This window comes from Pseudomonas sp. 2hn, assembly GCF_019646095.1.
Lineage (GTDB): Bacteria > Pseudomonadota > Gammaproteobacteria > Pseudomonadales > Pseudomonadaceae > Aquipseudomonas > Aquipseudomonas peradeniyensis.
Genome location: NZ_CP081016.1, coordinates 1,728,274 through 1,751,797 on the forward strand (window position 1 = coordinate 1,728,274; position 23,524 = coordinate 1,751,797).

Annotated in this window: 20 protein-coding genes; 4 read left to right on the forward strand and 16 right to left on the reverse strand. The window is 66.3% G+C overall.

Annotation, left to right across the window (positions count from 1 at the left end; genetic code table 11):
• Positions 1-38: 38 nt before the first annotated feature.
• The 3 genes from K2O50_RS08020 to K2O50_RS08030 form a co-directional block, all read right to left on the reverse strand.
• The gene (locus K2O50_RS08020) at positions 39-767 is read right to left on the reverse strand and encodes an aspartate/glutamate racemase family protein (protein WP_028692810.1); all 729 of its coding nucleotides are present in this window, start codon (positions 765-767) and stop codon (positions 39-41) included.
• Between the two features lie 18 nt (positions 768-785).
• Positions 786-2,321 carry an NCS1 family nucleobase:cation symporter-1 gene (locus K2O50_RS08025; RefSeq protein ID WP_050706625.1) on the reverse strand — a complete coding sequence of 512 codons (1,536 nt, stop codon included), beginning with the start codon at positions 2,319-2,321 and terminating at the stop codon, positions 786-788.
• Positions 2,322-2,818: 497 nt separating this feature from the next.
• Positions 2,819-3,256, reverse strand: a complete 438-nt coding sequence (locus K2O50_RS08030; RefSeq protein WP_050706624.1) for an Lrp/AsnC family transcriptional regulator — start codon at positions 3,254-3,256, stop codon at positions 2,819-2,821.
• A gap of 133 nt (positions 3,257-3,389) precedes the next feature.
• Here K2O50_RS08030 and K2O50_RS08035 point away from each other — a divergent pair, with 133 nt between their 5' ends.
• Positions 3,390-4,295: a DMT family transporter gene (locus tag K2O50_RS08035; protein WP_050706623.1), complete on the forward strand. Its 906-nt coding sequence runs from the start codon at positions 3,390-3,392 to the stop codon at positions 4,293-4,295.
• Positions 4,296-4,503: 208 nt separating this feature from the next.
• Here the strand turns inward: K2O50_RS08035 and K2O50_RS08040 are convergent, their stop codons facing one another.
• The 8 genes from K2O50_RS08040 to K2O50_RS08075 form a co-directional block, all read right to left on the reverse strand.
• Complete coding sequence (locus K2O50_RS08040; protein ID WP_050706622.1) at positions 4,504-5,364, reverse strand: glutathione S-transferase C-terminal domain-containing protein; 861 nt, start codon at positions 5,362-5,364, stop codon at positions 4,504-4,506.
• Position 5,365: 1 nt separating this feature from the next.
• Entirely contained in the window at positions 5,366-6,013 is a 648-nt protein-coding gene (locus tag K2O50_RS08045) for an FMN-dependent NADH-azoreductase (RefSeq protein ID WP_050706621.1), read from the reverse strand.
• Positions 6,014-6,220: 207 nt separating this feature from the next.
• The gene (locus K2O50_RS08050; RefSeq protein ID WP_028692820.1) at positions 6,221-6,658 is read right to left on the reverse strand and encodes a PaaI family thioesterase; all 438 of its coding nucleotides are present in this window, start codon (positions 6,656-6,658) and stop codon (positions 6,221-6,223) included.
• Between the two features lie 11 nt (positions 6,659-6,669).
• Positions 6,670-7,746, reverse strand: a complete 1,077-nt coding sequence (locus tag K2O50_RS08055; protein ID WP_050706620.1) for an acyl-CoA dehydrogenase family protein — start codon at positions 7,744-7,746, stop codon at positions 6,670-6,672.
• Between the two features lie 10 nt (positions 7,747-7,756).
• Positions 7,757-8,881 carry an NAD(P)/FAD-dependent oxidoreductase gene (locus K2O50_RS08060; protein ID WP_050706619.1) on the reverse strand — a complete coding sequence of 375 codons (1,125 nt, stop codon included), beginning with the start codon at positions 8,879-8,881 and terminating at the stop codon, positions 7,757-7,759.
• Positions 8,878-10,821: an asparagine synthase (glutamine-hydrolyzing) gene (gene asnB / locus K2O50_RS08065; protein WP_050706618.1), complete on the reverse strand. Its 1,944-nt coding sequence runs from the start codon at positions 10,819-10,821 to the stop codon at positions 8,878-8,880. The genes K2O50_RS08060 and asnB overlap by 4 nt, the downstream gene beginning before the upstream one ends.
• Before the next feature lie 80 nt (positions 10,822-10,901).
• A complete protein-coding gene (locus tag K2O50_RS08070) occupies positions 10,902-11,684 on the reverse strand; it encodes an enoyl-CoA hydratase-related protein (RefSeq protein WP_052896064.1) in 783 nt (260 codons plus the stop codon).
• Between the two features lie 5 nt (positions 11,685-11,689).
• Positions 11,690-12,877, reverse strand: coding sequence for a hydroxymethylglutaryl-CoA synthase (locus K2O50_RS08075; protein WP_050706617.1), 1,188 nt, complete (start codon positions 12,875-12,877; stop codon positions 11,690-11,692).
• Between K2O50_RS08075 and K2O50_RS08080 the strand changes: the two genes are divergently transcribed.
• Together K2O50_RS08080 and K2O50_RS08085 are read left to right on the forward strand one after the other, a co-directional pair.
• A complete protein-coding gene (locus tag K2O50_RS08080; RefSeq protein ID WP_162232977.1) occupies positions 12,800-13,006 on the forward strand; it encodes a hypothetical protein in 207 nt (68 codons plus the stop codon). The genes K2O50_RS08075 and K2O50_RS08080 overlap by 78 nt on opposite strands.
• Positions 13,007-13,456: 450 nt before the next feature.
• Positions 13,457-14,356, forward strand: a complete 900-nt coding sequence (locus tag K2O50_RS08085; protein ID WP_036986826.1) for a LysR family transcriptional regulator — start codon at positions 13,457-13,459, stop codon at positions 14,354-14,356.
• A 635-nt stretch (positions 14,357-14,991) separates the two neighbouring features.
• On the opposite strand, the gene K2O50_RS08090 is transcribed toward K2O50_RS08085, so the two are convergent.
• The 4 genes from K2O50_RS08090 to K2O50_RS08105 form a co-directional block, all read right to left on the reverse strand.
• Positions 14,992-16,359, reverse strand: a complete 1,368-nt coding sequence (locus K2O50_RS08090) for a TolC family outer membrane protein (protein WP_050706616.1) — start codon at positions 16,357-16,359, stop codon at positions 14,992-14,994.
• Positions 16,360-16,436: 77 nt separating this feature from the next.
• The gene (locus K2O50_RS08095) at positions 16,437-19,514 is read right to left on the reverse strand and encodes a MexW/MexI family multidrug efflux RND transporter permease subunit (RefSeq protein ID WP_050706615.1); all 3,078 of its coding nucleotides are present in this window, start codon (positions 19,512-19,514) and stop codon (positions 16,437-16,439) included.
• A gap of 36 nt (positions 19,515-19,550) precedes the next feature.
• The gene (locus tag K2O50_RS08100) at positions 19,551-20,654 is read right to left on the reverse strand and encodes an efflux RND transporter periplasmic adaptor subunit (protein ID WP_050706614.1); all 1,104 of its coding nucleotides are present in this window, start codon (positions 20,652-20,654) and stop codon (positions 19,551-19,553) included.
• Entirely contained in the window at positions 20,651-21,304 is a 654-nt protein-coding gene (locus K2O50_RS08105; RefSeq protein ID WP_050706613.1) for a DsbA family protein, read from the reverse strand. Before K2O50_RS08105 ends, K2O50_RS08100 begins: the two co-directional genes overlap by 4 nt.
• Positions 21,305-21,465: 161 nt before the next feature.
• On the opposite strand from K2O50_RS08105, the gene K2O50_RS08110 reads away from it, so the two are divergent.
• Complete coding sequence (locus K2O50_RS08110; RefSeq protein WP_050706659.1) at positions 21,466-22,395, forward strand: class I SAM-dependent methyltransferase; 930 nt, start codon at positions 21,466-21,468, stop codon at positions 22,393-22,395.
• A gap of 111 nt (positions 22,396-22,506) precedes the next feature.
• On the opposite strand, the gene K2O50_RS08115 is transcribed toward K2O50_RS08110, so the two are convergent.
• The gene (locus K2O50_RS08115) at positions 22,507-23,505 is read right to left on the reverse strand and encodes a sulfate ABC transporter substrate-binding protein (RefSeq protein ID WP_050706612.1); all 999 of its coding nucleotides are present in this window, start codon (positions 23,503-23,505) and stop codon (positions 22,507-22,509) included.
• Positions 23,506-23,524 lie beyond the last annotated feature (19 nt).

Sequence of the window (23,524 nt, forward strand, 5' to 3'; positions counted from 1 at the left end):
GGGAGTGCGCCGATGCGACTTGCCCCGCGATGGGCAGATCAGCGACCGAAGCGCATCGGCCAACCCACCACCTTCTTCGCCCTCGGCGTGGCATAGGTGCGCACCTTGGAGGTACTCAACCCCAACCTCACCAGCGACTCGGCAATGGTCACCGCCGCGCTCACACCGTCCACCACCGGCACCCCGGTACGCTGGCGGATCTGCTCGTCAAGCCCGGCCATGCCGCCGCAACCCAGGCAGATGACCTCGGCCTTGTCCTCGCGCACGGCCCGTTCGGCCTGCTCGACGATGGCTTCCACTGCACGCCGTGGGTCGCTTTCCAGCTCCAGCACCGCCAGGCCGCTGGCGCGTACCGAGGCGCAGCGCTCGTATAGCCCGGACAGTTTCAGGCGGTCCTCGATCAGCGGCACGGTGCGGTCCAGCGTGGTCACCACTGAGTAGGCGTGGCCCAGGTACATGGCGGTGCTGGCGGCGGCATCGGTGATGTCCACCACCGGCACGTCCAGCAGCTCCTGCAGGCCCTCGCGGCCATGCTCGCCGTAGCCGGCCTGGATCACGGCATCGAAGGGCTGGTCATAGGCCAGCACCCGGTCCATCACCGCGATGGCGGCCAGGTAGCTCTCGAAGTTGCCCTCCACCGACTCGGCGCCGAACCACGGGGTCAGGCCGACGATCTCGGTACCGGGTGCGGCCACGCTGCGCGCTTGCTCGGCAATGGCTTCGGTGATGGCTTCGGTGGTGTTGACGTTGGCGATCAGAATACGCATGACGGATCTCCCTGAAATTCAGTGGCTGCTGTGGTCGACGGCGATGCATTCGCCGCTGACATCGAGGTATTGGCGGTGGCGTGGCGCGATCAGCAGGTAGACGGCGGCGGCGATGCCGGCACCGATCAGCCAGGAGAACGGCGCGATACCGTGGAAGTTGGGCACTAGGGCCAGGACGATGGCCAGCAGCGCGGCCGGGATGAACGCGGCCACGGCGCGCAGGTTGATGCCGCGGGTGTAGTGGTAGGCGCCGGCGGGATTCTCGCTGTACAGCTCGGGCACGTTGATACGGCCCTTACGCAGCAGCCAGTAGTCGGCCATGATCACCCCGTACAGCGGGCCGAGCAGGGCGCCCAGGCCCGAGAGGAAGTACACGATCACCAGCGGGCTGTTGTACAGGTTCCAGGGCAGGATCAGCACCGCCAGGGTGGCGCTGATCAGCCCAGCGCGGCGGAAGTTCAGGTGGCGCGGCGCCAGGTTGCTGAGCACGAAGGCCGGGGCGACGAAGTTGGCCATGATGTTCACCGCCACGGTGACGATCAGGAAGGCCAGGCAGCCCAGCACCAGGAACACGGTGTTGGGGATGCTGGCGACGATCTGTGTCGGGCTGTCGATGACCTGGCCGTTGATCTGGAACTGCGCGCCGCACAGCACCACGGTGATCGCCGCGAACACCAGGATGTTCACCGGCAGGCCCCAGAAGTTGCCGACGCGGATGGTCCTGCGGCACGGCGAGGAGCGGGCGAAGTCGCAGAAGTTGAGCACCAGGGTGCCGTAGATCGCCAGCCACAGCGCGCCGCCGGCGAAGATATTGCGCCACATTTCGTAGCCGCTCAGGGGCTCGGCGACCGACCAGGCGATACGCGCATCGGCCTTGAAGTACATGAATACTGCCAGGCTCGCCACGGTCAGCAGGATCACCGGGCCGGCGAAGGCCTCGTAGCGGCGCACCATCTCCATGCCGTAGGCGAGGATCACCAGCTGCACCAGCCAGATCGCCACGAAGCACACCCAGCCCAGGCTCGACAGGCCGAGGATGCTGTCGTGGTCATAGGCGGCCACCTGTGGCCACACGGCGGTCAGCAGCACCCGCAGCACCACTGAGGCCAGGTAGGTCTGGATGCCGAACCAGGCGATGGCGATCACCGCGCGGATCAGCGCCGGGATCTGCGCGCCATGGATGCCGAAGGCGATGCGGCTGATCACCGGGAACGGCACGCCGGTCTTCTGCCCCATGTAGCCGGACAGGTTCATGAAGAAGTACACCAGCGCCGCGCCGATCGCCAGCGACAGCAGGATCTGCCAGCCGCCCAGGCCGAGGGCGAACAGCCCCATGGCGAAGGAGTAGTTGGCGATGTTGTGCACGTCGTTGGTCCACAGCGCGAAGATGCTGTAGCCGCCCCAGCGGCGGCCTGCCAGTTTGGTCGGGGCGAGGTCGCGGTTGTGCAGGCGCGGGCTCAGTTCGAGATCGGCGGGTTGGCCTTCGAGGGTGGTGGTCGAGGGATGGGTGCTGGCAACGGAAAGTTCAGGGGCAAGGGGGAGGCTGCTACTCATTCCGGCGGCTCCTGATGCGTGTGACTGCGATGAGCGGGCGCTGGCGCACGGGCTCGCCATCTCGTCGGTGCAGGCGTTGGCATCACTGGGTTCTGGGCGCAACGGTCACCGGTGGGGTGACGCTGCGGGTTCTTGTGTATTTATGTTTCGTCAAACTTGTATACAAAACGCAAACACATAAAAGCCAGTTCCATGCCAGCGATCAACTCGCTTTCAGGTTGCTACTAATTTGAATCTATCTATTTGAAAGATAAGTTGATGAAATAAAGGAAATATAAGCTGACCAAATGAACAGGTAATATTTTTTGCTCGACATTTTAGTTGATCGAATGGTCAGATTTAGTTGATTGGAGTATGTAACTTAATGGGGCGTTACCGGTCAAAAGTGCACACAAAAATGGCACTTATGGTGACATTCATGTGTACAAGTTTTGGCCGGGCCGACTGCGTGGGAGCGGGCTTGCCCCGCGATAGGGCCTGCAGCTGCAAAACCTCCCTCACGCCATGGGCGGCAACCGCCGCTTCACCGGCGTCTTCTTGATGATCGCCGTGTTGGTCTCGGCCAGCACGTTGAGGCGGTCGAGCAGTGTGTCCAGTTGCTCCATCGAGCGCACATGCAGGCGGGCGATGAAACAATCCTCTCCAGTGACTTTGTCGCATTCGGTGAACTCGGGAATGGCGATGATTTGCCGCTCCACCTCCTGCAACTGCCCCGGCAGCGGGCGAATCCGTACGATCGCCTGCAACTGGTAGCCGAAACAGCGCGGGTCCACCTCCACCGTGTAGCCGCGCAGCACGCCGCGCTCCTCCAGGCGGCGCAGGCGCTCGCTGACACTGGGCGCCGACAGTCCGCTGATCTGCGCCAGGGCCTTGAGCGAGCGGCGCGAGTCTTCCATCAGGGCGTTGATCAGCAACTGGTCGATTGCATCGGTCATGGCAGCCTCGTTAGGTGATTTTCAAGATGTGCCTTGATAGTAAAGGCGAGAGCACCGATATGCCTTGCTTATCCGCTGGAAGGTCCCCCTCGACCCTCCGCATACTGTGCCCATCGTCGACAGGAGGTGTGAGATGGACAATTCGCTGCGCCGTGGCTCGCTGGAAATGATCGCCGCCATGCTGATCTCCGGGACCATTGGCTGGTTCGTGCTGGTGTCCGGGCAGCCGGTGCTGGAAGTGGTGTTCTGGCGCTGCGTGTTCGGCGCCGGCACCTTGTTGCTGATCTGCGCGGCCATGGGCTTTCTCAAGCCGGGCGTGCTGACCCGCGCCACCTTCTTGCTGGCGGTGGTCAGCGGGGTGGCGATCGTCGGCAACTGGGTGCTGCTGTTCGCCTCCTACTCGCGGGCTTCGATCGCCATCGGCACCGCGGTGTACAACGTCCAGCCGTTCATGCTGGTGGGCCTGGCCGCGCTGTTTCTCGGTGAGAAGATCACCCCGGCCAAGCTGACCTGGTTGAGCGTGGCGTTCCTCGGCATGCTGGCCATCGTCAGCGCCCATGGCGCGGGGCAGGCCAGTGGCGACGAGTACCTGCTGGGCATTGTTCTGGCGCTGGGCGCGGCGTTCCTGTACGCCGTGGCGGCGTTGATCATCAAGCGCCTGACCGGCACGCCGCCGCACCTGATCGCGCTGATCCAGGTGAGCACTGGCGTATTGCTGCTGGCGCCCTGGGTGAAGCTTGGTGGACTGCCGGGTGAACTGCCGGCGCTCGGCAGCCTGGTGACGCTGGGGATCGTGCATACCGGGTTGATGTACGTGCTGCTGTACAGCGCCATCCAGCGCCTGCCCACGGCGTTGACCGGGGCGCTGTCGTTCATCTACCCGATCGCGGCGATCCTGGTCGACTGGGTGGCCTTCGACCATCGCCTGGCGGCGGTGCAGTGGCTGGGGGTGGGGCTGATCCTGCTGGCGGCTGCGGGCATGCAGCAGGGCTGGTGGTTCCACCCGGCCAGCGGCCGCGGCGTGGCAAGGCCTGAATGAGGTTCAGTTTGTAAGATCGGCGTGGTCTTGGCGTGTAACAGCCTCAAGGTGTTGAAGTCGTCCGGAGTCGGTATTCGGCTTCAACCGCCGGGGCTGCGAGGCAGCCCTTTCGCGGCACAAGGCCGCTCCTACAGGGGGATGCGCCTCCTGTAGGAGCGGCCTTGCCGAGGCGTCGGACCGGCCGGAAAAGACCGCAAACGCCGACTGCTCAGTTCAACCAGCTCAACGCCGGCCCCTGGGGCACGATCCGGGTCGGGTTGATGTGGTTGTGCGAGTAGTAGTAATGCAGCTTGATATGCGCCATGTCGATGGTGCGGTAGATCGCCGGGATCTGCGTCAGGCGTACCAGGTACTGGTATAGCGCCGGGTACTCGGCCAGGGTCTTGTGGTTGGTCTTGAAGTGCACGTAGTACACCGCCTCGTAGCGGATCAGCGTGGGCAGCAGGAACAGGTCCGACAGGCTCAGCTTGCCGCCCACCAGGTACGGCTGCTTGCGCAGCCGGTGCTCGAGGGTGTCCATGGCCGCGAAGAACTGCTGGAAGGCCTGGTCGTAGCTCGCCTGGTCCGCGGCGAAGCCCATGTGGTAGACCATGCGGTTGATGTTGGTGTGCAGCCACTGGTTGAGCTCGACGATGTCGCAGCTGGAGCGGTCGGGCACCAGGTCGATCGGGGTCTTGGCCAGGGGCAGCAGGCGGGTGGCCATCTGCAGCGCCAGCTCCGCCGAATCGTTGTGCACGATACGGTTCTGCTGACGATCCCAGAGCACCGGCACCGACTGGTTGCCGGTGAAGCCCGGGCGCGAGCGCTCGTACAGGCTCGACAGCAGGGTGACGTCCTTGTGCAGCGGGTCCTGGTCGTGCTCGTCGAACTCCCAGCCCTGGTCGTGGCGGCGCGCCGCCACCGAGGTGACGTCCAGCGCGTCTTCCAGGCCCAGCAGGCTCTGCACCAGGTGCACCCGGTGCGAGAACGGGCAGGCGTGGGAGATGTACAGGTGGTAGCGATTGGGCTCGGCCACCAGTTCGCTGAGGAACAGCTCCTGGACCGACGGGTTGTCTTGGCTGCGGGTCATCTTACCTCCCTACGGCGGTGGCCAGGCTTGGGCATGGGCGTTCGCCGAGGGCGGCGATGCTGTGCTGGATCTTCAGGTTGGCGGCGGCCAGGCCCGCGGCCAGGCTTTCTTCGCCCATGCCCAGGCCTTCGGCGTAGATGAACTCGACGCTGTTCAGGCCGACGAAGCCCAGGGTCTGCGACAGCCAGCCGGCCAGGGTGTCGGTGCCCTGGCTGTAGACGCCGCCGCTGGCGTTGAGCACGTGCACTGGCTTGTCATCCAGCAGGCCGACCGGGGCGCCGTCGACGTAGGTGAAGGTAACGCCGCCGCGCACGATGTAGTCGACCCAGGTGTGCAGGATCGACGGTGCGCCGAAGTTGTAGCGTGGCAGGCCGATCACCACGCGGTCGGCTTCCTGGATCTCTTCGATCAGCTCGTTGGACAGCTTCAGCGCCGCGGCCGCCTCGATGCTGCTGGCGTCACCGCCAAACAGGGCGTCCATGGTCACCGCATTGAGGTGCGGGATGGGCTGGGCGTGCAGGTCGCGTACCACCACCGAAGCTTCGGGGTTGACCTCTTTGAGCTGCTTGAGGAAGTTGTCCACCAGTTGGCCGGAGAAGCCGCCATCGGACTTGATCGAGGAGCGGATGACCAGGACCTTGTGATTCATTGCGAGAATCCTTTCTGTGATGTGTGTGATAGCCAGTCTTGAGCAATCGGGCGGGAGTGAAAAGCGCAGATAATCAGGGTATTACCCTTAAGGTTGTCATGTATCGCCAAGGGGCTCTGGGCTGGAACGATCGCGGGGCAAGCCTGCTCCCGCAAATCGCGTGGGAGCGGGCTTGCCCCGCGATGAACGTGATGGGTGATTACGCCATTACCACTCGCGCTTGAGCCTGAACTTGCTCAGCTGCGCGCTGGCGATGCGCGTCTGGCTGCCGTCGGCGTTGACCCGCCAGGCCTCGGCCTGGGTGAACATCAGGTTGCGTCCGTCGCGGATCACCTTGGCGTGGAACAGCACCTCGGTGTCCCGTGGCGTGGCCGACAGCAGCAGGGTGTTGAAACTGTTGGTCAGGGCGTACTCGTCAGGCCCCAGCAAGGGCAGGGTGGCGAGCATGCTGGTGACGTCGAGCATCGAGTAGATCACCCCACCGTGCAGGGTCTGGCTGAGGTTGTCGATGGCATCGGTGACGGTCAGCCGGCAGGTGCACTGGCCGGGGGATTGTTCCAGCATTTCCAGCCCGCAGTAGCGCTGGTAGGCGTGTTCGAGCAGCGCGCGCGAGTGCGCGGCGGCGTGGTCGCTGATGGTGCTCATGGTGTGATCCTTCACAGGTGCCGGGCAATGATTTCCAGCATGATTTCGTGGGTGCCGCCGCCGATGGCCAGCAGGCGGGCGTCGCGGTGGATGCGTTCGACCAGCGAGGGCTCGACGCAGCCGTGGGCGCCATGCAGCTGCACGGCGTCGCGGGCCAGGGTTTCCAGGGTCTGCACGGCGCTGTTCTTGGCGATGGCCACCTGGTGTGGGTCCAGGGTGCCTTCGGCCTGGCGGGCCACGCAGGTGTCGACGAACTGGCGGCTGACTGTCAGCTGTGCGTAGTGCTCGGCCAGGCGCTGGCGGATCACCGACTTGTCGAACAGCGCCTTGCCGCCGACCTGACGGCTCTTGCACCAGTCGATGGCGGCCTGCAGGGCCATGTCGGCGCTGGTGATGGCCATCACCGCCAGGTTCAGCCGCTCCTGCTGCAGGCTGGCCTGCAGCAGGCGGCCGACGCCGCCCTTGCCGGTCAGGCGCAGCGCTGGCACGTCCACAAGCTCCAGGTCGGCCAGCGGCAGGCAGCGCCAGCCCAGGGCCTGGCGCGGGGTGTGGCGGATGCCGGCGGCAGAGCCTTCGACCAGGAACAGCGCCAGGCCGTCCTCGCAGTGGCCGACCATCAGCAGCCAGTCGGCGCGGGTGGCGTTGCAGATAAACGCCTTGTGTCCGTTCAGCCGGTAGCCGTCAGCCTGGCGCGTGGCCCGGCACTCCAGGGCGCGCAAGTCGGAGCCAGCCTGGCGCTCGGTGATCGCCAGGGCGATGCTCTGGCGGCCGTCGAGCACCGCCGGCACCAGGTCGTGGACGATCGGGTGGCCGGTGGCCTGCACCGCCTTGAGGCTGACGAAGTGCGAGCCCAGGCCCATGGTGATGCCCTGGGCGCCGCTGCGGGTCAGCTCCTCGATCAGCACCGCCACGGCCCGCGGGTCGTCCGGCAACTGGCGGTGGTCGTGGCCCAGGCCGAGCAGGCCGGCGGCGCCGGCCTCGCGGTTGAGCGTGGCCGGGTAGGCGCCGAGCTGCTCCCAGGCCGCCACGTTCGGCGTGATGCGCTCGCTGACGAAGGCCTGCAGGCGCTGGCGGTATGCGTCACTCATGGCGATCTCCTCAGAACACCGTGGTCAGGGCCAGGTCGTGGAAGCGCTCGACGATCGGCCGGATCCGCGAGGAGGTCATGGCACTGTCCTCCTCGAAGTAGTACAGGTCGGTCATGTCGCGCATCACTTCCAGCATCACTCGCGAGCGCTCGGCGGCGCGGATCTCGTAGCGCTGCAGGGCGCTGTCGAGGCGCTCGTCGCAGCAGCCGACCAGGGCCTGGGCGAGCATGAAGGCGTTCTCCAGGCCCAGGGTCAGGCCGTAGCCGAGGGTCGGCAGCATGGCGTGGATGCTGTCGCCGAGCATCACCACGCGGCCGTTCTGCCAGCAGCCGGCGCCGGTCAGCGCCATCATCTTGTGGGTGAGGATCTGCTCGTGCTCGGTGGCTTGCATCATCCGCACCACATCCGGCGGCAGGTCGGCGAACAGCCGCACCAGGCCGTCGCGGTCGAGCAGCGGCTGGTTGCGGTGCTGGTAGGCGGCGAACCAGTAGCGGTACGGACGGTCGGCCGCCAGCGGGTAGGTGACCACCCGCGAGAACTCCGAGGCGAAGATCTGGCAACGGTCGGGCAGCAGCAGCGGCGAGTCGAACTCGACCATGCCGCGGCTGGCCACCAGGCCCGTGTCGTAGGGCGTCAGGCCCGGCTCCAGGCACTGACGCACGGTGGAGCCGACGCCGTCGCTGCCGATCACCAGGTCGAAGTCTTCCTGCTCGCCGTTGCTGAAGGTGACCCGCGCCTGTTCGCCGACCTTCTCCACCTTCTCGCAGCCCATCTGGTAGCGGATCTGCCCGGGGGCCAGGCGTTCGCGCAGCAGGCCGAACAGCTCGGGACGCGGGAACATCACCGCCGGCGCCGGGATCCCCAGGCCGTCCGGGCGCACCGGCTGGCTGTGGATCAGGCGACCGTCGCGGCCATGGGTGTCGAGGAACTCGATGGCCTTGCCGCGGCCGATGAAGCCGGTGTCGTTGAACAGGAAGCGCAGCACCTGCACGCCCTGGGGCCAGACGTAGATGCCGGTGCCCGAGTCGCGCGGGCCATGGGCCCGCTCGTACACCGTGGCCTCGAGGCCGAAGCGCTTGAGAATCAGGGCGCAGGCCAAGCCATTGAGGCCGGCGCCGATGATCGCGATCTTCATGCGGCCACCTCGCTCAGGGTGTTCCAGCTCTGGCCGCTCATGCGGTAGCGGCGCTGCAGCAGGCACAGGCTGGTCAGTTCCATCAGCATCGGGTCGAGCAGGCCCTGTTCCTGTGCGCTGAGGGTCGGCAGCTGCTTGAGCAGGGTGCGTACCTTGGCCGCGTCGAAGAACGGCAGCGCGTCCAGGTCACGGCTGTGCAGGGTGTCCTGCACCAGCTGCCACAGGCGGCCTTGCTGCTGCAGGGTGGCCGGCGGGGCGCGGAAGTAGTGCTTCTTGCGCTCGTACAGGGCCTTGGGCAGGTAAGGGCGCATGGCTTCGCGGAACACGTACTTCTCGGTGGCGCCGCGCACCTTCATCCACACCGGCAGTTGGCAGGCCAGTTCGACCACGTGGTGGTCGAGCAGCGGCACGCGGCCTTCGATGCTGTTGGCCATCTCCATGCGGTCGCCCAGGGTGGTGAGGACGAAGTTCGGCAGGTACGACTTGGCCCACAGGTACATGGAGTTGTGCACCGGGTCGCGATCGGCGAGCTTGCCGTGGTCGAGGCGGTCGAAGAACTGGCGGTACGGGTCGACACCGCTGAAGTGGTCGCGGAAGTCGCCGCGGTACAGGCTTTCCAGGGCCTTGAACCAGCCGGCCTGGTTGTCCAGCCACGACACGCCGTGCTTGAGCTGCTCGACCATCCAGTGGATGTCGTGGGGCATGTGCGCGTTGGTGTAGCCCTGCTCGTTGGCCTGGATGCGCTGGCGCAGCAGGTCGATGACTTTCGGGTCTTGCTGCTCGTTGTTGTACAGCAGCATGTCGCGGCGGAAGTGCGGGTAGCCGGCGAACACTTCGTCGGCGCCTTCGCCGGTCAGCACCACCTTCAGGCCGGCCTTGCGCACTTCCTTGCTGAGGATGTACTTGGCCACGCCGTGGGCGTTGAAGAACGGCGTCTCGTTGTGCCACACCGCCTGCTCGAAGTTGTCCGCCAGGTCGTCCTGGGTGATCTCGATGGTGTGGAAGCGCGCGCCGTTGTGCTCGGCGGCCATGCGCGCGAAACGGTTCTCGTCGTAGTCGTCCATGTCGGTGAACGACAGGTTGAAGGCGTCCAGCGGCTCGCCCTTGAGGGCGGTGGCCATGCCCAGCATCGCCGAGGAGTCGATGCCGCCGCTCAGGTACACGCCCATCGGCACGTCGGCACGCAGGCGCAGGCGCACCGCTTCCTCGATGGATGCGCGCACGGCTTCGATCATGCCGGCCTCGTCGCTCGGCGCCGGGGTGTCGCGGCGGGCGAATTCCATGTCCCAGTAACGGCCGCTGTGCAGGCCGCCGTGGTCGACCATCACCCAGCACCCCGGCTGCACGCTGCGCACGCCTTCGAACAGGGTGTGGTCGCGCAGGTAGAAGGCGCGGCTGGCGTAGGCGTTTTCGTCCCAGGTCGGGTTGACGCCGGCGGCCAGCAGGGCCTTGATCTCGGAGGCGAAGTACCAGTTGCCTTCATGCTGGGTGTAGAACAGCGGCTTGATGCCCAGGCGGTCGCGCACCGCCAGCATCAGGCGGCGACGGCGGTCGAACAGGACCATGGCGAACTCGCCGCGCAGCTCCTTGAGCCCGGCCATGCCAGAGCGGCGGTACAGGTGCAGGGCGATCTCGCTGTCCGAGGCGGTCTTGAAGATCGCGCCTTCGGCCTGCAGTTCGGTACGGATGCGCTCGTGGTCGTAGAACTCGCCGTTGACGATCACCGCCAGGTCGCCTTCGTCGGCGACGATCGGCTGCATGCCGTTGTCCAGGCCGATGATGCTCAGGCGGGTGTGGCCGAGCACGGCGCGCTCGCCCGGGTCACGCCACAGGCTGTGCTCGTCCGGGCCGCGGTGGTTGATGGCGGCCAGGGCGTCGAGGATCGACTGGTCGCTGATGCTGTTGCGTTTGGACTGGTAGACACCGATGAAACCACACATGGCAAAATCCTTTTCTCATAGGTCGGGCGTCGTCGGCGACGCCGGAACGGCGCGGGCTTCGTGGTCCGCGCACCCAGGGTTCATTGCGCCCAGTCGGGGCGGCTGCGTTCGAAGAAGGCGGCAAGACCGTGCTGGCCCTCGCTGGAGGTGCGCAGGCGGGCGATCAGCTGCAGGTTGCAACCCTGCTCGTCGAGCAGGTGGTCGCGGCCTGCCAGGCGCGCCAGCATCTGCTTGATCTCGCGACTGGCCTGGGGGCCGGTCTGCAGCAGGGTGGCCAGCCAGCGGTCGCGGGCCTGCTCCAGCTCGGCGGCGGGCACCAGGCGGTGGACCAGCTGCAGGCGCAGCGCGTCCTCGGTGCCGAACACCTCGGCCGAGAGCATGTAGCGCCGTGCCTGGCGCACGCCCATGGCGCGCACCACGTAGGGGCTGATCAAGGCCGGGGCCAGGCCCAGGCGCGCCTCGCTGAAGCAGAACCGCGCATCCTCGGCGGCCAGCACGTGGTCGGCGCAGCACAACAGGCCCAGGGCCCCGCCGAACACCGCGCCGCGGGCCAGCATCAGCACCGGCACCGGGAAGTCGTCCAGGCGCTGCAGGACGTTGGCCAGCAGGCTGGCGTCCTCCAGGTTGCGCGCATGGTCGAAGTCGCGGCTGCGGCGCATCCACTCCAGGTCCGCCCCGGTGCACAGGTGCTCGCCGGCGCCGTCGAGCACCAGGGCGCGCAGCCCCGGGTGCTCGGCGAGGGCCTGCAGCTGCTCGTGCAAGGCCCCGAGCAGGGCCTCGTCGAGGGCGTTGCCGGCATGCGGACGGTTCAGGGTCAGGCAGGCGATCGCGGGTTGCGGCCAGCTCAGCAGCACGTCGCTCATGGTCGTCAGCTCGCCATCTTCAGGGACAGGGCGGTGCTCTCGTACTGACGGCGATAGCCCTCGCAACCGCCGTAGCGGAACGCGCCGCCGGTGACGTACGGCGTGCTGTAGTCGGCCACGGCCGGGTGGTTGTCGCCGTAGAACCAGGTGCTGTACTGCTCATGGCCCAGGCGGGTGCGGCTGGCCAGCATGCGCGCATGCGCCTTGCGCCGCGAATGGGCCTGGTAGCCCGGCACCACGGTGGCGCTGAAGAACTCGCCGACGCTGCCCGAACCGTAGCTGAACAGGCCGATGTTGCGGCCGGTCAGGTCCTCGTCGCTGTTGTCCAGCAGCGACAGCAGGGCGATGTACAGCGAGGCGGTGTAGCAGTTGCCGATGGCCTTGCCGTACAGCTGGCTGGTGGAGTACGCCTTCTCGCCCAGGGCCTTGGCTGCTTCAGGCTCGATCGCCTCGAACACCGAGAAGGCTTTCTTCGCCATCTTGGTGAACGGCTGGTGGAAGCACAGGAAGCTCATGTCTTCCAGGCCCAGACCGCCGTCGGCGCGGTAGCTCTGCCAGGCGTTGCGCAGCGACTCCAGGTAGACCTCGATCGACAGCTTGCCGTCGACCAGCGCGGTGCTGCGCAGGTTCGGCCGCCAGAAGTCCGAGACGTCCAGGCTGTAGCGGCCCTGGTGCGGGTGCAGTTCCAGCAGGCGCGGGTTCTCGGCCACGATCATGGCCACGGCGCCGGCGCCCTGGGTGCATTCGCCCTCGGAGTTCTGCTCGTAGCGGGCGATGTCGGTGGCGATCACCAGTACCTTTTCGTGAGGACGCTGGGCGACCAGCGCACGGGCCATCTGCAAGCCGGCGGTGGCGCCGTAGCAGGCTTGCTTGAACTCCACCACGCGGCAGTCGGCGCGCAGGCCGAGCAGGCTGTGGACGAACAGGCCGGCGGCCTTGGACTGGTCGATGCCGCTCTCGGTGGCGAGGATCACCGTGGCGATCGAGGCGCGGGTGGCGTCGTCGAGCAGCGGCAGGGCGGCGTTGGCCGCCAGGGTCACGATGTCTTCGTCCGGGGCCGGCACGGCCATGAACTCCTGGCCGATGCCGACCAGGTATTTCTGTGGATCGATACCATGCCGTTCGGCAAGTTCTTCCAGTGCGAAAAAGTGTTGCGGTACAGACAGCCCAATATCATCAATGCCGATTTTCATGTGTATGCCCAATTATTTTTCACTGTTGAAAAAATCCCAAAATACACAACCGGTCTTGTTGTTCCGGTGCCAGACCCTGCTGGCCATTTAATTATTGCGGCTGAAGCTTTTGCCAAAAAAAGCGAATAATTCCGATGGGATTGATGACGCCTGTTCATGGTTTTTTTGGCTATTAAGTTATGCGTTTTTTTTAGTGCGCGCAGGCGCGGGCCCCGTGCTGCCACGCGGCTTCCATAAAGGTTTGGGAGGGGGTTGTTGAACAATAGGGCAATTAAAATTTTCAATTAAATTAATATGAAAATTTTATGGCGTTATCGCCGCATACTTTGCCGTGTTGTTCCGGCTGTTGATTTAGGCCGTATCGCTTGTGCATCTCTGCATGGGGGACGCTCCTTGTCCATTATTCATCCATTAGTGCCGGACACTGTCCGGGACGTTGTTGTCGCACGAAGTGGCCTGGGCGAATAGTGACAAAAAGTGCGTGCATCGCGGCATGGTCTTCATGTGTCGTGCGCAGCTGTGGTACAACGCCGCAGGACACAGGATTCGTCGCCCGGTTTTCGGGTACACAAGGAGGTGATGGTGTTTTCCAAGATCAGTCTCGATCAGTGGCGCGCGTTCGTCTGCACGGTCGAGTGCGGCGGTTTCCAGCAGGCCGGCGAGCACATGTACAAGTCGCAGTCGGCCATCAGCCACTCGGTCAACCGCATGGAAATGCTCCTGGGCCAGGAGCTGTTCATCATCGAAGGCCGCAAGGCCGTGCTCACCTCCCTGGGCAAGGCCCTGCTGCCCCAGGCCAAGCACCTGCTGGGCGCGGCGCAGAAGCTCGAGCACCTGGCCAACCAGTACCAGCCCGGGCTGTTCACCGAGCAGGCGCTGGCGGTGGATGTGCTGTTCCCCATCGAATTGCTGCAGCAGGCATTGCAGGAGTTTGCCCTGGAGTACAAGGATCACCGTATCCGCCTGTACGAGACGGCATTGTCCGGGGCCCGCGAGCTGCTGGAGGATGGCAAGGTCGAGCTGGGCATCGCCAGCAGCCTGCCTTCCGGCTACCTGCAGGAGTTCCTGCTCAATGTCTCGCTGGTCTGCGTAGTGGGGGCCAGCCACCCGCTGAGCGCGGCGCAGGGGGAGTTGAGCCTGGACGACATGAAGAACCACCGGCAGGTGGTGATCCGCGATTCCGGCACGCGCAATTCGCAGAACAGCGGTTGGCTGGGGACCTCGCAGCGCTGGACGGTGAGCAGCCTGGCGGCGGCCGAGAGCTTTGTCGAGCGGGGGATGGGCTTTGCCTGGTTGCCGGAGCATCGGGTGCAGCAGGGGCTGGCGCAAGGGCGGCTGGTGCGGGTCAACCTGCAGCATCAGCGGGAGCGGGAGGTACCGATGTACATGGGGTATCCCGAGGAGTACCGGCACAGTCCCGAGGTGCGGTTGCTGGCGCAGATACTGCGGGAGCGGTGCCGGGAGTATCGGCCGGGGTGATTGTTGGGGCGGTAGCTGGGGCTGCTGTGCAGCCCTTTCGCGGCACAAGGCCGCTTTCATGAAGCAAAAAACAATTCTTTGATCTAGCTCGGGCAGCGTGGGAGCGGGCTTGCCCCGCGATGCGGTGTTTGGCACCGGCTTCGCCGGTGATCGCGGGGCAAGCCCGCTCCCACGCTGGAACTCTGCTCCCTGTGCAGCAGCCCCCAACCAAATGCTTCAGCCAGCAAAGCTTGGGATCTACCCTACGCGCTTGCCGGAAGCCGCCGCGTTGTCGGGGAAATACCCCGCAGATAACTTCACTGGGTCGCCACACCAGGTGACCGGGCGTGAGAACCCGAGGCGTAAAGTATCGGCAATCCAGTTATGGCAGCCGTGCCCGGGCAGACTTCGGTCTGGCCGAGTTTTTCTTGCGCCTCGGTTTCTCACCCCGTGCACGGCTGCCACCATTTGCTTCTCGCTCCAAAGCGCTGTCGTGGGAGCGGGCTTGCCGCGATTCGGGCGCTGCCAGGCCAATGCTTCATGGTTGCCGTACGCGGGCAGACTTTGGTCTGGCCGGCTTCAGTGCGTCGGTTTCTCACCCCGCGTACGGCGGCCACCTACTTCGTGAGAAAGATCGAGCTGGGCAGTGCTCCCAGTCAACCCCGCAGATCACTCGGCAGGAAGTCCCGCTCCGGCTCGTAATCCAGCTTCAGATACCCCGCCAATTCGCGCAGGTCATCCGGGCTCAGGCTGCCGGCCTGCTGCTTGAGCCGCAGGCTGTCGACGATGTACGCATAGCGCGAGACGTTGTAGTCGCGCACCGCGTTGTACAGGTCGCGCTGCGCATCGAGGATATCGACGATGTTGCGGCTGCCCACCTCATACCCCGCCTCGGTGGCTCGCAACGAGCCCTGGCTGGAGATGATGCTCTGGCGCCGCGCCCGCACCTGCTCGACATCGCTGACCACCGCGCGGAAGGCGTTGCGCGAACCTTCCAGCACCTCGCGCTCGAGGCTGGTGCGGCCGTACTCGGTGCGCGCCAGCTCATGGGTGGCCTGGCGCACCCGCGCGCTTGTGCCGCCGCCGCTGAACAGCGGCAGCTTCATCTGCACCATCACCGAGCTGTCGCGCTGGTTGCCCGGGCGCTGGCCGAAGTGCGCGCTGGAGTCCATCAGGTCGCTGTCGCCCTCGGTGTAGCCCATGGCCAGGTTGAAGGTCGGCAGGTGATCGGCCTTGCTGCTGCGCAGGGTCTGGCCGGCCTGGCTGACGGCGGCCTGGCTGGCGCGCAGGCGCAGGTTCTGTGCCATGGCCTGTTCGACCCAGGCGTCGGCGCGCTCAGGCACCGGCGCCTGCACCGGCAGGCTGTGGCGGATCCCGGCCAATGCCGGTTGCGCCTGGCCGGTCAGGCGCATCAGCGCCTGGTAGGCGTCCTCGCTGCGGCGCTGGCTGTCGATCAGGTTGGCGCTGGCGCGATCGAAGCTGGCCTGGGCCGAGAGCATGTCGTTCTGATCCGACAGGCCGGCGTCATAGCTCAGCCGGGTCTGCTGCAACTGGCGGTCGAAGGCGCGCAGCTCGGCCTTGGCGGTGGCCAGGTTGTCCTCGGCCAGCAGGGTGTCGAAGTAGCTGCTGGCGGTGTCGAGGATCAGCTGCTGCTGGAACGCCGAGAAGTCCAGTTCGGCCTGTTCGTTCTCGGACTGCGCGGCCTTGAAGTCGAACCAGCGGCTGAGGTCGAACAACGGCTGGTCGAGGCTCAGGCGGTACAGGCTGCCGCTGCGCTGCTCGACCTGGCGGCGGTCGCTGCGCACGTCGCCGGCCTCGGCATCCAGGGCCACCTGCGGCAGCAGGCGGGCGCGGGCCAGGGGCACGGCCTCGCGGCGGGCCAGGTAGTTCTCGCGGGCGGCGGCCATGTCGCTGTTGTGCTCGACCACCTGGGCGTACACCGACATCAGCGTCGCACGCTCGGCGGCAACGGCCTGGGCCAGGGGCGCCAGGAGCAGCAGGGGCAGAAGGGTCTTACGTAGCATGTCGTTTCTCTTAATTCGGGCCGGCCGCTCCCAGGGGCAGCCGATCACGGCTGCCACGGGGAGGGCGGGCGAAGGGGTCAGGCCGGCTGGGTGTAGGCGGCCAGTTCCTGCAGGCGTGGGTCTTCGCTGGCGCGGTGGTCCTTGGCCAGCAGCGAGTACACGGTGGGCAGGATGAACAGGGTGAACAGCGTGCCGACCAGCATGCCGATGACGATCACCAGGCCCAGGCTGAAGCGGCTGTGGGCACCGGCGCCGCTGGCCAGCAGCAGTGGGACCAGGCCCACCACCATGGCCGCGGTGGTCATCAGGATCGGCCGCAGGCGGATCTGCGCGGCGCGCTCGATGGCCGTGCGGCGGTCGAGCTGGTCGGCCTGCTGCAGCTCGTTGGCGAACTCGACCATGAGGATGCCGTGCTTGCTGATCAGGCCGACCAGGGTCACCAGGCCGATCTGCGTGTAGATGTTCACCGTGGCGTAGCCCAGGTACAGCGGGATCAGCGCGCCGCACACCGACATCGGCACGCTGACCAGGATCACCAGCGGGTCGCGCAGGCTTTCGAACTGCGCCGCCAGCACCAGGTAGATGACCAGGATGGCGAAGATGAACGTCACCACCAGGGCACTGCCTTCCTGGACGAACTGGCGGGCATCGGACAGCCAGTCATGGCTGAAGCCGGTGGGCAGGGCATTGGCCTGGGCGGCGAGGAACTGCACCGCGTCGCCGATGCTCACGCCCGGCGCCGGCACCGCCTGCAGGGTGGCCGAGTTGAGCTGGTTGAACTGGGTCAGCTTGTTGGGCTCGATCGACATGTCGAAGCTGACCAGGGTCGACAGCGGCACCTGGGCGCCGTTGGCGGCCTTGACGTACTGGCCGACCAGCATCTCCGCCGACAGGCGCTGGGCCCGCGCGACCTGCGGGATCACGTCGTAGGAGCGGCCGTCGAGGGCGAAGCGGTTGACGTAGTTCTCGCCCACCAGCACCGCCAGGGCGTCGCCGATGGCCTGCATGCTGATGCCCAGGTCGTTGGCCTTGCTGCGGTCGATGTTGATGTTGACCAGCGGGCTGTTGAAGTCCAGGTCGCTGTCGACCACGGCGAACAGGCCGCTGGCCATGGCCGCCTGCTTGATCTTGTCCATGGCGTCGAACACCACGCGGTGGTCCTGGGAACTCTGGATCACCATCTGCACCGGCAGGCCGCCGGTGGAGCCGGGCAGCGGCGGCAGCTGGAAGGCGAAGATGGCCACACCCTCGATCTCGCCGACGGCTTTCTGGATTTCGGCCTGCAACTGGTCGGCGCTGCGCTGGCGTTTTTCCCAGGTGCTCAGGTTGGCGCCGCCGAACGCGGTGCGCGGGCCGTCGTTGCCGTTGACCACCCAGGTGATGTCGGTTTCCGGGAAGGTGGCGAACAGGCGGTCCATGCGGTGCGCGTACATCTCGGTGTAATCGATGTTGGCGTACTGCGGCGCCTTGGCCACCGCCAGAACCTGGGCCTGGTCCTCGACCGGCGCCAGCTCGCGCTGGGCGCCGAGGTAGAGGATCGGCAGGCTGACGAATACCGCCGCGGCAATTGCCAGTGTCAGCCAGCGGTGGTGCAGGGACACGTCCAGCACGCGGCCGTAGCCCTTGCCCAGCCACTGGAAGAAGCGCTCGGCGCCACGGGCCATCGGCCCTTCGCTGGCCTGGCGGTTGAGCAGGAAGGCGCTCATCACCGGCGACAGGGTCAGCGCCACCACGCCGGACACCACCACGGCGCCGGCGAGGGTGAAGGCGAACTCCTTGAACAGCGCGCCGGTGAGCCCGCCCATCAGGCCGATCGGGGCGTACACCGCAGCCAGGGTCAGGGTCATGGCGATCACGGGGCCTGCGATCTCGCGGGCGCCGACCAGCGCCGCCTGCAACGGCGACTTGCCTTCCTCGATATGGCGGTGGACGTTCTCCACCACGACGATGGCGTCGTCCACCACCAGGCCGATGGCCAGGACCATCGACAGCAGGGTCAGCAGGTTGATGCTGAAACCGAACAGGCTCATGATCGCCGCCGCGCCGATCAGCGACAGCGGGATGGTCACCAGCGGGATCAGCACGCTGCGCAGCGAGCCGAGGAACAGGAAGATCACCACGGCGACGATCACCACGGCTTCGATCAGGGTCTTGACCACTTCATCGATGGACGCCTGGATGAAGCGCGCCACCTCGAACACGATGTTGGCGGTCATGCCCGGCGGCATGGTCTCGCGGATCTGCGGCATCATCTCCTGCACCGCGCCGACGATGGTCAGCGGGTTGCCGGCGGGGGTGGCGTGCAGGCCGATGAACACCGCCGGCTCGCCGTCCATGATGCCGCTGGTGTCATAGGAGGTGGCGCCGAGCTCGGCGGTGCCGATGTCGCTCAGGCGGATCAGCGTGTCGCCGTCGCGGCGCACCACCATCTGGCGGAACTGGTCGACGCTGGTCAGGTCGGTGTTGATGTTGATGTTGGCCGAGACGTACTGGCCCTTGGTCTGCCCGGGGGCGGCCTGGAAGTTGTTCTGGCGGATGGCCTCGGCCACGTCGCTGGCCGACAGGTTGCGCGCGGCCATGCGCGCCGGGTCCAGCCACAGGCGCATGGCCAGCTTCTGGCCGCCGAGGATCTGCGCCTCGGCCACGCCGTCGATGGCCGCCACGCGTGGCTGCACCACCCGCGAGATGTAGTCGGTGATCGCCGGCAGGCCGATGTCCTTGCTCGAGAAGCCGATGTAGATCACCGCTGTGCCTTCACCGGAGGACTTGGCCACCACCGAGTCGTAGGCGCCTTCGGGCAGGCGGTACTTGACCTGGTTGACGGCGGCCATGATCTCGGTGAGGGCCTTGTTGGAGTCGGCGTTGAGCTTCAGGCGCACGCTGATGACGCTCTTGCCCTGGGTCGAGGTCGAGCTCAGGTAGTCGACGCCGTCGACCGAGGCCACGGCTTGCGAGATGGGCTGGGTGACGAAGCCCTGCATCAGTTGCGAGCGGGCGCCGGGGTATTCGGTGGTGATGGTGATGGTCGCGCTTTCCAGCTGCGGATACTGGCGGATCGGCAGGTTCAGCAGCGCCAGCAGGCCAAGCATGACGATCATCGCGCAGACCACCAGGGTCAGTACCGGGCGGCGGATGAACAGGTCGGTGAATTTCATGGTGCTACAGGTCCTTTTCAGTGGCACGCAAACCCATTACTGCTGGGCCAGGTCCGGCTTGCGCGTGGTGCTGGCGGCCAGGGTGTCGTCGGTGACCCGCACCGGCATGCCATTGCTCAGGCGGATCTGCCCGGACACCACCACGCGGTCGCCCGGGGTCAGCGCATCGAGCACCACCACGCGGTCGTCGCGGCGCGCGCCCAGCTTGACGAACACCTGCTCCACGCGCAGCGCGCCGTCCTTCTCGCGCAGCACGTACAGCGAGTTGCCGTAGGCGCTGTAGCTGATCGCCGTTTCCGGCACGCTGAGCACGTCGGCGTGGCTCGGCAGCTCGATGCTGACGTTGGCGAACATGCCCGGCTTGAGTTGCTGGCCAGGGTTGTCGAGGGTCGCCTGCACCTGCATGGAGCGGGCACCCGGATCGATCTGCGGCTCCAGGGTGGTCACCGCGGCGACGAAGCGCTGCTGCGGCCAGGCATCGACCTTGAGGGTGATGGCCTGGCCCGCCTGCAGGGCGGCGGCGGACTGCTCGGGCAGCGGGAAGTTGACGTGCAGGCGCGACAGCTCGGTGAGGGTCACCAGGCTGTCGCCGGGGCTGACGTACTGGCCGAGGTTGACCTTGCGGATGCCCAGCACGCCGGCGAACGGGGCGCGGATGGTCTTCTGCGCGATCTGCGCCTGGACCTGGGCGATCTCGCCAAGCAACTGGTCGTAGTTGGCCTGGGCCTGGTCCAGCTGGGCTTGGGTGGAGGCCAGCGGCAGCACCTTGCGCGTGCGCTCCAGGGCCAGCTTGGCGTTCTTGGCCTGGGCCTGCAGCTTGGCCAGCTCGCCGCGCTCGGGCGCGTCGTTGAGCTTGACCAGCACTTGGCCGGCGGCCACGGCCTTGCCGGCGGTGAACTCCAGCGCGGTGATGCGCCCGCCGACTTCCGGCGAGACATTGACCTGGTGCACCGCCTCCAGGGTGCCGACGGCGCTGAGCACCTGCGGCATCGGGCCGGACTGCACCCGGGCGACCGCCACCGGAGTGGCGTTGACCTGGGCGGCGGGGGCGTCGTTGGCCATCACCTTCGGGGCGGGCAGCAGGGCCATGGTCAGCAGCGACAGCGAGGCGCCGGCGGCGATCCAGTAGCGATTGTTCATTGTGCGGCTCCTTGTGCCTGGTTCTGGTTGGCACGGACCTGGATGAAGGTCTGGCGCAGTTGCTCGAGGCTCAGGGCGCCGGGGACCAGGTAGCGGCCATCGATCACCAGGCTGGGCACGGAGCTGATGCCCAGGCGTCGGCCCAGGGCCAGTTCTTCATCGAGCATCTGCGGGGCCTGTTGGTCGAATGCCGTGGCGAAGGCCTGCGGGTCGAAGCCGGCCTCGGCGGCGACCGCCAGCACGGTGGCGCGGTCGCCGATGTTGCGGGCCTGCACCAGGTGGGCTTCCTGCAGGCGGTCGAACAGGCGCTCATGGCCTTCGTTGCCGCCCAGTGCCTTGGCGGTCTGGCAGGCGAGGCCTGCGAGCAGGCCGGTGGGGTATTCGAAGTCCTGCTGGCGCATGGCTTCGATGTTGATACGCTTGACGTCCTCGGCGCGCGAGCACGACAGCCAGTGGCTGAGGATGGTTTCCTTGGCCTTGGGCATCGAGCCGAAGCGCTCGACCATCGCCTCGCGGCTGGTCTGCAGGATGAAGCTGCGGTGCTGGATGTCCAGGTTGAGTTCGTCCTGCAGCTGCTTGAGGCGCGGGGCGAGGACGAAGCACCAGCCGCAGACGACATCGTGGAAGAATTCGACTTTCAAGGGTGACATGGCAGTGATCCGGTTTCTGGGAGGGATGGCCGCACTATCCACAGCGCTCCGGCAAGAAAAAAGCGACAAAAGTGCCGCAAACCCTCTCATCCCCTTCATCGATGACCGCCCGGCCCGGCCGCGAGCGGGTAGAATGGCGCTTTTGCCTGACCGTAGCCGACATGAGCCCAGCCATCGCCACCCTCGAGCAGCACCTGCTCGCCGCCCTCGATCCCGCCCCGCAGGAGACCCGCCGCCTGTTCCATGGCCGTGGCCGTTGCTGGCCGGGCCTTGAGCAGATCACCGTCGACTGGCTCGATGGCGTGCTGCTGGTGGCGCTGTTCCGCGAGCCGCCCGAGGGCCAGCTGGCGGAGCTCGAAGCGATGCTGATGGCGCTGGCCGAACGCCCGCAGTGGACCGGCCAGGCCATCCTGCTGCAGCACCGCTACCTGCCGGACAGCCCCGGCCAGTGGTTGTGGGGCGAGCCGTGCCAGCAGCGCGAGGTGGTCGAGGATGGCCTGAAGTACCTGCTCGACCTGGGCGTGCGCCAGAACAACGGCCTGTTCCTCGACATGCGCTACGGCCGACGCTGGGTACGCGGGCAGGCGGGCGGCAAGCGCGTGCTCAACCTGTTCGCCTACACCTGCGGTTTTTCGGTGGCGGCGATCGCCGGCGGCGCCGAGCAGGTGGTCAACCTGGACATGGCCAAGTCGGCGCTGTCACGGGGCCGCGACAACCACCGGCTCAACGGCCATGACGCCTCGCGGGTCGCGTACCTGGGGCATGAGCTGTTCAAGTCGTGGGGCAAGGTGCGCAAGTACGGGCCGTACGACCTGATCATCATCGACCCGCCGACCTTCCAGCGCGGCAGCTTCGTGCTGACCCAGGACTACGCCAAGATCCTCCGGCGTTTGCCGGAGTTGCTGAACGAAGGCGGCACGGTGCTGGCCTGTGTCAACGATCCGGGGATCGGGCCGCAGTTTCTCATCGAGGGGATGGCCGAGCAGGCGCCGGGGTTGGCGTTCGTCGAGCGGCTGGAGAATCCGCCGGAGTTTCCGGATGCGGATCCGGAAGGTGGCCTGAAGGCGCTGGTGTTCCGCCAGCAGGCCTGAGGCAGGACTCTTGTAGGAGCGGGCTTGTCCCGCGATGGCGTCAGAACAGGCAACATCATTGCTTGGTCTGACGCCATCGCGGGACAAGCCCGCTCCTACAGGGGACGTTGGTTATTTGTTGGTATAGATCTGGTCGAACACGCCACCGTCATTGAAGTGGGTCTTCTGCACGGTGCGCCAGTCGCCGAAGGTCTTCTCCACCGACAGGAAGTCGACTTTCGGGAAACGGTCGGTGTACTTGGCCAGCACGGTGGCGTCACGCGGGCGCAGGTAGTTGTTCGCGGCGATCTCCTGGGCCTCGGGCGACCACAGGTACTTCAGGTATTCCTCGGCCACGGCCTGGGTGCCTTTCTTGGCCACCACCTTGTCCACCACGCTCACCGGCGGCTCGGCCTCGGCCGACACGCTCGGGTAGATCACCTCGAACTGGTCGCGACCGAACTCGCGGGCGATCATCTCGGCCTCGTTCTCGAAGGTCACCAGCACGTCGCCGATCTGGTTGGTCATGAAGGTGGTGGTGGCGGCGCGGCCACCGGTGTCCAGGACCGGCGCCTGCTTGAACAGCTTGCCGACGAAGTCGCGGGCCTTGGTTTCGTCACCGCCCTGCTTGAGCACGTAGCCCCAGGCCGAGAGGTAGGTGTAGCGGCCGTTACCCGAGGTCTTGGGGTTGGGCACGATCACCTGCACGCCGTCCTTGAGCAGGTCCGGCCAGTCCTTCAGCGCCTTGGGGTTGCCCTTGCGCACGATGAACACGGTGGCCGAGGTGAACGGCGCGCTGTTGTTCGGCAGTCGGCTCACCCAGTTGTCCGGCACCAGCTTGCCGTTGTCGGCCAGGGCGTTGATGTCGGTGGCCATGTTCATGGTGATCACGTCGGCCGGAAGGCCATCGATCACCGCGCGCGCTTGCTTGCTCGAGCCGCCGAAGGACATCTGCAGGTTGACCTTCTCGTTGTGCTCTTTCTCCCAGTGCTTCTGGAACGCCGGGTTGTAGTCCTTGTAGAAGTCGCGCATCACGTCGTAGGAGACGTTGAGCAGGGTCGGGGCGGCCTGGGCGAGGTTGCCCAGGGCCAGGCCCGCGGCGAGCAGCGAGGCGCTGAAGAGTTTTTTCACTGGGGGCATTCCTTGTTCT

Coding starts and splice junctions, on each gene's coding strand:
- K2O50_RS08100 (WP_050706614.1), bottom strand. CDS start 20,654: ATGAACAATCGCTACTGGATCGCCGCCGGCGCCTCGCTGTCGCTGCTG.
- K2O50_RS08060 (WP_050706619.1), bottom strand. CDS start 8,881: ATGAAGATCGCGATCATCGGCGCCGGCCTCAATGGCTTGGCCTGCGCC.
- K2O50_RS08050 (WP_028692820.1), bottom strand. CDS start 6,658: ATGAGCACCATCAGCGACCACGCCGCCGCGCACTCGCGCGCGCTGCTC.
- K2O50_RS08040 (WP_050706622.1), bottom strand. CDS start 5,364: ATGACCCGCAGCCAAGACAACCCGTCGGTCCAGGAGCTGTTCCTCAGC.
- asnB (WP_050706618.1), bottom strand. CDS start 10,821: ATGTGTGGTTTCATCGGTGTCTACCAGTCCAAACGCAACAGCATCAGC.
- K2O50_RS08085 (WP_036986826.1), top strand. CDS start 13,457: ATGGTGTTTTCCAAGATCAGTCTCGATCAGTGGCGCGCGTTCGTCTGC.
- K2O50_RS08090 (WP_050706616.1), bottom strand. CDS start 16,359: ATGCTACGTAAGACCCTTCTGCCCCTGCTGCTCCTGGCGCCCCTGGCC.
- K2O50_RS08055 (WP_050706620.1), bottom strand. CDS start 7,746: ATGAGTGACGCATACCGCCAGCGCCTGCAGGCCTTCGTCAGCGAGCGC.
- K2O50_RS08035 (WP_050706623.1), top strand. CDS start 3,390: ATGGACAATTCGCTGCGCCGTGGCTCGCTGGAAATGATCGCCGCCATG.
- K2O50_RS08095 (WP_050706615.1), bottom strand. CDS start 19,514: ATGAAATTCACCGACCTGTTCATCCGCCGCCCGGTACTGACCCTGGTG.
- K2O50_RS08025 (WP_050706625.1), bottom strand. CDS start 2,321: ATGAGTAGCAGCCTCCCCCTTGCCCCTGAACTTTCCGTTGCCAGCACC.
- K2O50_RS08110 (WP_050706659.1), top strand. CDS start 21,466: ATGAGCCCAGCCATCGCCACCCTCGAGCAGCACCTGCTCGCCGCCCTC.
- K2O50_RS08030 (WP_050706624.1), bottom strand. CDS start 3,256: ATGACCGATGCAATCGACCAGTTGCTGATCAACGCCCTGATGGAAGAC.
- K2O50_RS08105 (WP_050706613.1), bottom strand. CDS start 21,304: ATGTCACCCTTGAAAGTCGAATTCTTCCACGATGTCGTCTGCGGCTGG.
- K2O50_RS08020 (WP_028692810.1), bottom strand. CDS start 767: ATGCGTATTCTGATCGCCAACGTCAACACCACCGAAGCCATCACCGAA.
- K2O50_RS08045 (WP_050706621.1), bottom strand. CDS start 6,013: ATGAATCACAAGGTCCTGGTCATCCGCTCCTCGATCAAGTCCGATGGC.
- K2O50_RS08075 (WP_050706617.1), bottom strand. CDS start 12,877: ATGAAAATCGGCATTGATGATATTGGGCTGTCTGTACCGCAACACTTT.
- K2O50_RS08070 (WP_052896064.1), bottom strand. CDS start 11,684: ATGAGCGACGTGCTGCTGAGCTGGCCGCAACCCGCGATCGCCTGCCTG.
- K2O50_RS08080 (WP_162232977.1), top strand. CDS start 12,800: ATGCCGTTCGGCAAGTTCTTCCAGTGCGAAAAAGTGTTGCGGTACAGA.